Below are 6,650 nucleotides of genomic sequence, written 5' to 3' on the forward strand. Positions count from 1 at the left end.
GTTTGAAAATTTCGGCTTCTAGACATTTTCAGGCATGAATAAGTTAATAGTTGAACTTAAAACCCTATAAATAATCTAACATTATTTTAAATTTATAATAATACTAATAATATTTGAGGTGAAAATTTTGTTCAAAGATGTACAAGCTGCAATATTTGATTTAGACGGAACACTTATTGATTCGATGTGGATTTGGGACGAGCTTGATAAGAGCTATTTAGAAAACAAAGGGATTGTTAAGCCTGAAAACTTAGAGGATGAAATTAATCATCTAAGCTTTCAACAAACTGCTGAATATTTTAGAAAAACCTTTAATCTTTCTGAGTCTGTTGAAGAAATAATGGAGGAAATAAATTCTCTAGCTTATGAAAATTATAAAAATAATGCTCCATTAAAACCAGGCGCAATAGAATTTCTTTCTTCTTTAAAAGAAAAAGGTATTAAGATTGCAATTGCAACCTCTAACTCTTCACCTTTACTGGATGTGGCTTTAGAAAGCAATAGCATTAGTAATTACATCGACTCTATTACAACAACAAACGAAGTTGACAAACCTAAAAGTTATCCAGATATCTACCTTCTTGCTGCAAAAAGGTTAGGTGTTTCCCCTGAAAACTGCATTGTATTCGAAGATATACTTGCTGCAGTTGAAGGTGCAAAATCTGCTGGAATGAAGGTTGTAGCAGTTTATGATAAATACTCAGAGCACCAAAAACCTCAGCTAATACAAAAAGCTGATAAATATATAAATAGTTTTAATGATATGGCTATATAAACAAAAAAGCTTGGACTTAGTCCAAGCTTTTATTTATAATATTAAACCTCATCTGGTTTTTCGTTCATTATTCCTATTGCATCGAATAGAATGAATAGTAAATTTAATGCTATTGCTACTATTGTTGCTAGTACCATTCCTTTATATTCTAGTCCATAAACATTTATCTTAATTCCACTCAACCCTACTATAAATATTACAGAAGTTAATATTAAGTTTCTTGATTTTGAATAATCAACTTTCTTTTCGATGAATGTTCTTAAACCTGATGCTGCTATTGTTCCAAATAATAATAAGCTTATTCCACCTATTACTGGAGTTGGAATACTAATTATTAGTGCAGAAAGCTTACCTGAAAATCCTAGTACTAATGAAATTAGTGCTGCTCCACAAATTACATATACGCTATATACTTTTGTTAAAGCCATTACTCCAATATTTTCTGCATAAGTTGTAGTTGGTACTGAACCAAACATACCAGATATCATAGTTGAAAGTCCATCGCCTAATAGTGATCTATGTAGTCCTGGATCTTTTGCTAAATCTTTTTCTACGATACTACTCGTTACAGCAAGATGGCCTATATGCTCTGCTATAACAACAAACGCTGCTGGAAGAATAGTTAATATTGCATGTAAATCAAAAGTTGCCACCTTTATATTTGGTAATGCTAAAAAGCTTGAACTACTTACTGTAGCAAAGTCCACTAATCCCATTGCATAAGCTGTAATATATCCAACTACTACTCCTATAAGTATAGGTATAACTTTTAAAAATCCTTTAAGTATTATATTACATAGTATTACTGTTGCTAAGGTAACCATAGAAACTATAATCCAGGTAGTATTTGATGCAGTTGGATTATTTGATCCACCTACAGCAAATCCTGCCATGTCTGCAGCTGTTGGAGCAAGTTCTAATCCGATAATTGTAACTATTGCACCCATTGCTGCTGGTGGAAATAATTTATTTATTACTCCTATACCAACAAATTTTACTATTAACGCAACTAGTGCGAATACTAGTCCAGCTATCACAAAACCGCCTTGTACTGTTTGAAAAGAATATCCTTGGCTTGTTAACATGAATACTGGTGAAAGGAATGCAAAACTTGATCCTAAGTAGGCTGGTATACGTTTCTTTGTCAAAAATGCATAAAGTAAAGTACCTATACCGTTGAAAAATAATACTGTTGCGGGATCTATTTTGAAAAGAATTGGAACTAATACAGATGATCCAAACATTGCAAAAAGATGTTGGATACTTAATGGAATTGCTTTTTTTAGTGGTGGCATTTCATTAACGTCCACTATAGATTTTTCTAATTGATTTTCATTCATTTGTAAATTCCCCCTTCTTAGTCTCGCTGGACTAAATTAAAGCTTTTATAACTATAGCATTATTTTATTAATTTTTCAAGCTTTTTATTGCTGTAAAAAAGCGTATTAACAAAAATAATAACTCCCTAAAATCTTTAGGGAGTTAAAGTTAGTTACTTTCTTTCAACACCATATTTTTTTGATAGCTCATCAACTAAATCAAAATACTTCTTTTGTTGATTTTGTTGAATTAATTGGTTAATAACCCCATCCTTAACTTCTTCAAAACCTAATTCTTTGGCTGGGTTTTTACTTTCAACTTTTATTAAATGATATCCAAATTGAGTTTTAACACTTTCTGTTACTTTTCCAATTTCAGCATTGAATGCAGATTCCTCAAATTCTGGAACCATCATTCCTCTTGAGAAAGATCCTAAGTTTCCACCTTGCTCTTTTGATGGACAAGTAGAGTATTTAGCTGCAGCCTCTTCAAATGTTATGCTTCCTGCTTCTATTTCATCTTTTATAGCATTACACTCTTCTTCAGATGGTACTAATATATGCTTTGCTGTAACTGTATCTGGTTCAAGGAACATTTCCTTATTTTCATTATAAAATTTAAGTGCATCATCATCAGTTACAGTTACTTCTGATACCACTTTATTAATAACCATTTGTGTTAAAAGTTCTTTTTTAAACTTCTCAACTTCTTGTTCAAATTCTTTTGTATTATCTAAAGAATTTTCTTTTCCGAAATTATACATCAACTCAAAAGAAATAACTTGCTCTAATAATTGTTTTTTCCCTTCTTCTGATGCTAACATTCCTCTTCTATCAGCAGGATATTTAGAAATTGCTTCATTTAAATCTTTTTCTGTTATCTCATTACCTGCTACAATTGCCAAAACCTTATTTTCCATAAAAAATCTCCTTTAATTTTAAAATTATACTCAATAATAATAACATAATATTACTATCATTGCACAATATACTTATTTATAATTATTCTCTCTATTTTAAGTTTTTATCATGTTTCAAAACTTGTCAACAAATAATTATTATTATATAATATTTATAATATTTATGATTCGGAGGTATTTTTATGAATAATATAGAAATTAATAAGGAGTGTCCTGATTTCTCACTAATAGGATCAGATGAAAAACTTCATAAATTAAGTGATTATAGAGGAAAGAAAGTAATATTATATTTTTACCCAAAAGATAATACTCCAGGTTGTACAACAGAAGCCTGTGATTTTAGAGATAATTATGTTGAAATATCTAATGAAAATGCTATTATTCTAGGTATTAGCAAAGATACTTTATCCTCACACGACAAGTTTATAAGTAAGTTCGGATTACCTTTCATACTTTTAAGTGATGAAGATAAAAAGGTATGCGAATTATATGATGTTCTCAAAGAAAAGAACATGTACGGAAGAAAAACAATTGGTATAGAACGAAGCACATTTATAATAGATGAATCTGGAATCCTAAAAAAAGAATTTAGGAAAGTAAAAGTTAAAGACCACGTTAAACAAGTTTTAGAATCTTTAAGAACTATATAAATTTTATAATTTCAAGACCTGTATATCTCGATATTCAGGTTTTATTTTTTATCTATGCTTTTTAACAAAAGAATATCCCAATGATGCTAGTACACCTATAACCCCACCCAAAGAGAACCCTAGAGTTATATTATCTATAACAATGCCTAAAACAACTCCTAATCCTGCACCAACTGCAATTCCTTTTGCAAGATATTCATTTTCTTTATCTGTTAATGACATCTTTTCAATTATAGCCTTCATCCTAAATACACCCCTTTATTTTAAGATTTCTTCTTGTATATTATTCTATAATACTATTATTAATATTTTCTTACATTCTGCTTAAGCAAATATTAAAAATTGCTTAAAATTGTAAAAAATAATCAAGGAGTAAAAAAACCATGGCTACTGCCATGGTCTAGTCCAACTTTTTAACATTAATACTTAATGTTAATTAATTGATAAATAAAGTTTTGCCGTAAATTTAGAGAAAATATAATCCTAGTACAATGTACTAGGATTATCTGGTGGCTCGAGCAGGAATCGAACCAGCGACACGAGGATTTTCAGTCCTCTGCTCTACCGACTGAGCTATCGAGCCATAAATACTTACCATAATTATTATAGAGTCATATACAACCTTTGTCAATAATATATTACCCTTCTGCTATACCAAATTAAGATATAGAGTTGAGTATATTTTATATACATTTGCCTCATGTAGAATTACCTTTCTATATGTAATATAATAATATAATAACTATTTTAAATTAGGTGGTGTATTTAATGACTTTAGATTATAGCATCGGTGCTAAGCCTTTGTGGAGCCAATTAGCAGCAATTATTAGAAATGATATAGAGTCTGGAGTATATAAAGTTGGAGAAACCTTGCCAAGTGAAATGCAATTAATTGAAAAATTTCGTGTTTCTAGAGTTACTGTAAGGCAGGCAATGGAACGTTTAATGACTGAAGGATACATAATTAGAATGCGTGGGAAAGGTACTATTGTACAATCTTCGACTTCAAATAAAACATATACTAGAGTTCAATCCTCTTTTAAACAGTTAGAGGAGCAAGATAGCAGATCAATACGTATAGTTGATTCTGTAAGCTATGAGTTAGCTCCCCAAAAAGCTTGCGAAATATTTCATATTGCAACTGATACTAAAGTCATAAAACTTAAAAGAAGTAGAAGAATAGATGGAAAAATCGTAACTATTTTCGAAACATATTTAAATCCATTACTTCCACTTACTTTAAACAGTGACTTTGAAGGTTCTCTTTATAAACTCTTGGAATCTGAAGGGTATGAGGTAACTGGAGGTAATGAGATACTTTCTGCATATATATCCTCAGAAAAAGATATTCAAGAATTCAGCTTAGATAAACCTACTGCACTAATTGATAGAACAAAAATAGGCTACTCAAAAAATACGCCAGTTGAATACACTATTTCTAGATATCTTTCCGATGGATATAAATTGCTTATTGATTTAATTTAATAATGGACTATATAGATTTTTATAAAATTCTAGTTAATCTTAAAATAAGGCCATATATAGTGTTGGAATATAGACTTATAAAAATTATAGGTGGGATTGTCCACCTATAATGCTCACTAAATGAAGATTACGAATTACTTCAACGATAAATTGGAACTTATCAATTTGACTTTCATAATAGCATTTAAAGGCATATTATTATCAATTGTTTTTTACTTGGTATTATGCTCATTTTGTTCGCTCTACAGAATACAGAAAAAATTCCATATCTATATTCCTAAAATTCTTAGTATCTTTATCAATAATATTCATACCGTTTCGAATAGCAACTTTTTGAGAGGCTATATTTGTGTCCCTAATGATAGAATAAACTCTACTTGCATCAAGAACTGAGAAAGCGTATTCCTTGCAAGCAATTGCCGCTTCTGCTGCGTAACCTTTGTGCCAATACGCTTTTTGAAACAAATATCCTATTTCCAAAATTTCTTTTTCTCTCCAACCTTGCATAGTCAAGCCACATTGACCAATCATTTCATTTGTTTCTTTTAATTCAACAGCCCAAAGTCCAAAACCATACTCTTCATATCTTTTAAAATGTCTGTTAAGCCAATTTTGCGCTTCTTCTAAGCTGAATGCACTTTCATAAGCAGCACGCATTACTTCCTCATCACACAATATTCTGCACAATGCATCATAATCGTACTGCACCATTTCTCTAATTATAAGACGTTTTGTTTCTATCAAAATCTCCCACCTTTCTATTATATAAATAACCTTTCAAAAATTCCTATTTATCGAGTAGTTTAAAATTTAAACTAACTCGTCTTAATTTACCATTGTTCATTAGATTGTAGTTTTTAACAACACTTATTATAACATAATTTACAAAATATCACATATGCTATTCATTGGCTCTCTATTTTTAATTTTTTTATTTTAATCTATGAGTAGGTTACATTTATTTGAAACATAGCCTAAATTAAAAGACTCATTGATAATATCAATGAGTCTTTTGCGCAACAAAAAAAGAACTAATTGGCGATTCCGCTTCGCCACTGGATAATTTTTAACGCAAAGCAAGTTTGCTAAATTATCCGTTAAATGCATAACATGCATTTAACCTCTCCCACACAGTCTTTTGCACGACAAAAAAAGAACTAATTGGCGATTCCGCTTCGCCACTGGATAATTTTTAACGCAAAGCAAGTTTGCTAAATTATCCGTTAAATGCATAACATGCATTTAACCTCTCCCACACAGTCTTTTGCACGACAAAAAAAGAACTAATTGGCGATTCCGCTTCGCCACTGGATAATTTTTAACGCAAAGCAAGTTTGCTAAATTATCCGTTAAATGCATAACATGCATTTAACCTCTCCCACACAGTCTTTTGCACGACAAAAAAAGAACTAATTGGCGATTCCGCTTCGCCACTGGATAATTTTTAACGCAAAGCAAGTTTGCTAAATTATCCGTTAAATGCATAACATGCATTTAACCT

At 30.6% G+C, this 6,650-nt stretch carries 7 protein-coding genes and 1 tRNA gene; 3 read left to right on the forward strand and 5 right to left on the reverse strand.

What is annotated here, in order from left to right; translation table 11 throughout:
• Positions 1-127: 127 nt before the first annotated feature.
• Entirely contained in the window at positions 128-775 is a 648-nt protein-coding gene (locus tag L1S47_RS08175; protein WP_202766841.1) for an HAD family phosphatase, read from the forward strand.
• Between the two features lie 41 nt (positions 776-816).
• Here the strand turns inward: L1S47_RS08175 and uraA are convergent, their stop codons facing one another.
• Positions 817-2,115, reverse strand: a complete 1,299-nt coding sequence (gene uraA / locus L1S47_RS08180; RefSeq protein WP_238883124.1) for a uracil permease — start codon at positions 2,113-2,115, stop codon at positions 817-819.
• 152 nt (positions 2,116-2,267) lie between these two features.
• A complete protein-coding gene (locus L1S47_RS08185) occupies positions 2,268-3,014 on the reverse strand; it encodes a peptidylprolyl isomerase (protein ID WP_238883125.1) in 747 nt (248 codons plus the stop codon).
• A 182-nt stretch (positions 3,015-3,196) separates the two neighbouring features.
• Between L1S47_RS08185 and bcp the strand changes: the two genes are divergently transcribed.
• Positions 3,197-3,664, forward strand: a complete 468-nt coding sequence (gene bcp / locus L1S47_RS08190) for a thioredoxin-dependent thiol peroxidase (RefSeq protein WP_238883126.1) — start codon at positions 3,197-3,199, stop codon at positions 3,662-3,664.
• Between the two features lie 48 nt (positions 3,665-3,712).
• Here the strand turns inward: bcp and L1S47_RS08195 are convergent, their stop codons facing one another.
• A complete protein-coding gene (locus L1S47_RS08195; protein WP_238883127.1) occupies positions 3,713-3,907 on the reverse strand; it encodes a hypothetical protein in 195 nt (64 codons plus the stop codon).
• A gap of 264 nt (positions 3,908-4,171) precedes the next feature.
• Positions 4,172-4,247: transfer RNA gene (locus L1S47_RS08200), tRNA-Phe, on the reverse strand.
• A 185-nt stretch (positions 4,248-4,432) separates the two neighbouring features.
• On the opposite strand from L1S47_RS08200, the gene L1S47_RS08205 reads away from it, so the two are divergent.
• On the forward strand, positions 4,433-5,149 hold the full coding sequence (locus L1S47_RS08205) for a GntR family transcriptional regulator (RefSeq protein WP_238883128.1): 717 nt from the start codon (positions 4,433-4,435) through the stop codon (positions 5,147-5,149).
• A 228-nt stretch (positions 5,150-5,377) separates the two neighbouring features.
• Here L1S47_RS08205 and L1S47_RS08210 read toward each other — a convergent pair whose 3' ends face one another.
• Positions 5,378-5,893, reverse strand: coding sequence for a GNAT family N-acetyltransferase (locus L1S47_RS08210; RefSeq protein WP_275297800.1), 516 nt, complete (start codon positions 5,891-5,893; stop codon positions 5,378-5,380).
• Between the last annotated feature and the right edge of the window lie 757 nt (positions 5,894-6,650).

The organism is Clostridium sp. YIM B02551 (assembly GCF_022324735.1).
Lineage (GTDB): Bacteria > Bacillota > Clostridia > Clostridiales > Clostridiaceae > Clostridium_T > Clostridium_T paridis.